Genomic DNA, 2,230 nt, shown 5'->3' on the forward strand with positions numbered 1-2,230 from the left:
CAGCCCCAGCTTGGCGAAACGCTCCACCTGCGCGTAGTCGATCCGCTCCGCCCTCGGCGGGATACCGGGCAATGTCATCGCGTCCCTCCGTCTGCCATCCTCGCCTTCCTAACGCGGGATGGATACGATTGTATACCTCCAGACAACCATCAGGAGACAAACGTGGTATTCTGTACCTATTGGTGCTCGAATCACCGTACAATCTGGTGGCTTGCGGTGATCGGTCGTCAGCCATCGAGTCGCCGCTGGGGCACGTCGCGTGACGCCGATCTATCACATGACGCACGGCAAGAATCTGGAATCCATTCTGAGATGCGGTGGCATCCTGTGTGACAATCTGATGCGTGCGAGAGACGATATGCCAACGGAGATCGGTTACCAAGACCTCAAGGCGAGACGGAGGGCACAGGACGTCCCGATGTCGCCCGGCGGAACGCTAGGCGACTACGTGCCGTTCTACTTCGCCCCACGGTCACCGATGCTCTACGTCATCCACGATCCCAATGCACAGCGCCGTATCTCCGTTCCGGGAGGACAAGCAGGAGTCATATACCTGGTCACGACAATAGCCGCCGTACGAGGAGCGCGAGTGCCGTTCCTGTTCACGGATGGTCATCCTGTCAGCCACAGTCTCAGTTCCTTCTACGACAACGCCCTCCATCTCAATCGCGTGGACTGGGAGGTGATAGCGTCCCATGACTGGGCGAACACGACGGACGACCCGGATCGGAAGCGACGCCGTGAAGCGGAGTTCCTCGTGCACAAGTCCCTGCCGTGGAGTCTTGTTACCGAGATCGGCGTCATACGAGAGAAAGTCGCAGATCGTGTTCAAGAGATTCTGTCGAATGCTTCCCACCAGCCTACGGTATCGGTTCGTAGAGACTGGTACTTCTAGGCGAAGGCAATGATCGAGCTCGCGACGGGCAGCATCGTCGACGCCGACGCCGACGCTCTCGTCAACACCGTGAACACCGTCGGTGTGATGGGCAAGGGCGTCGCCCTGCAATTCCGCCAGGCGTTCCCGGACAACTACGCCGCCTACAAGAAGGCGTGCGACGCGAACGAGGTCGTCACCGGCAGAATGTTCGTCTACCGCCGAAACACGCTCACGCCGCCGTTCCATATCATCAACTTCCCGACGAAACAGCACTGGCGGCAGCCATCCCGCTTGGAATACATCGATGAGGGCTTGGCTGATCTGGTTCGCGTCATTCGGGACGAAGCCATCGAGTCCATCGCCGTGCCTCCGCTAGGATGCGGTAGCGGAGGACTGAACTGGGATGACGTCAGACCGCGTATCCAAAGCGCTCTCAACCAAGTACCGGATACTCGTGTTGTTCTGTTCGAGCCTGACGGACCGCCCGGCCCGCAGGCCATGCCGGTCCGCACGAAGCGCCCCGCGATGACCCCATCCCGGGCTGCCCTCCTCGCGCTCTTTGCTGCCTACGACCAGGTCACTTATTCGCTGACGAAGGTCGAAGTCCAGAAGCTCGCCTACCTGCTGCAGGCGGCCGGCGAACCCCTGAAGCTCGACTTCGACAAAGCCCAATACGGACCCTACGCGCAGAAGCTGGAGCACGTCCTCCAGAGGATGGAAGGGCACTTCACACGCGGATACGGTGATCGGACCGGAGAGCCGACAAACCTGCTCCTCGACACCGAAGCTGTCCGTGAAGCGGCAACAGCCCTCCAAGCAACGCCCGAAGTCAGCAAGCGCATCGAGCATGTGACTGCCCTCCTGGATGGCTTCGAGACACCCTATGGCTTGGAACTGCTCGCGACCCTTCACTGGATCGCCAGCTTCGAAATGCCTAACGCCAAAGACCATCTCGACACAGCCATCGATGGCGTGCGCGCGTGGAGCCAGCGCAAGAGCGACCGATTCCGCCCCGACCATATCGAGTCCGCGTGGCGCAGGCTTCGCGAACACGGCTGGCTCGACAAAGACACATCGCCCCCATCGTAAGAGCGCACCGCCGCCGAACGCTCTTGGTTAGCGCCTCCGCGGATTCTTCCGGTTATCTCCGCCTCTTTTCCGTCGCTCCCGCGATCCCCGCCTTCGCGGGGACAGGCATTGGGAGCCCAGAGTCCTGTATTCTCGCTTCCGCGGACACCTCGGATTGCGCCGCTGCTCCTCCTACGCTAGTGTTGCCACACGGAAGGAGAGCGGGACATGAAACGCTCCGTTCGCGCGCTGCTTCCCATCGCCCTGGCGTTCTGCGCCGCCGTC

Annotated in this window: 2 protein-coding genes; both read left to right on the plus strand. The window is 61.1% G+C overall.

Features of this window, described 5'->3' with window-relative positions:
• Positions 1–259 precede the first annotated feature (259 nt).
• Entirely contained in the window at positions 260–895 is a 636-nt protein-coding gene (locus FJZ36_19075) for a DUF4433 domain-containing protein (GenBank protein ID MBM3217002.1), read from the plus strand.
• Between the two features lie 9 nt (positions 896–904).
• Complete coding sequence (locus FJZ36_19080; GenBank protein MBM3217003.1) at positions 905–1,966, plus strand: macro domain-containing protein; 1,062 nt, start codon at positions 905–907, stop codon at positions 1,964–1,966.
• The last annotated feature ends 264 nt before the right edge of the window (positions 1,967–2,230 follow it).

This window comes from Candidatus Poribacteria bacterium (assembly GCA_016866785.1).
Lineage (GTDB): Bacteria > Poribacteria > WGA-4E.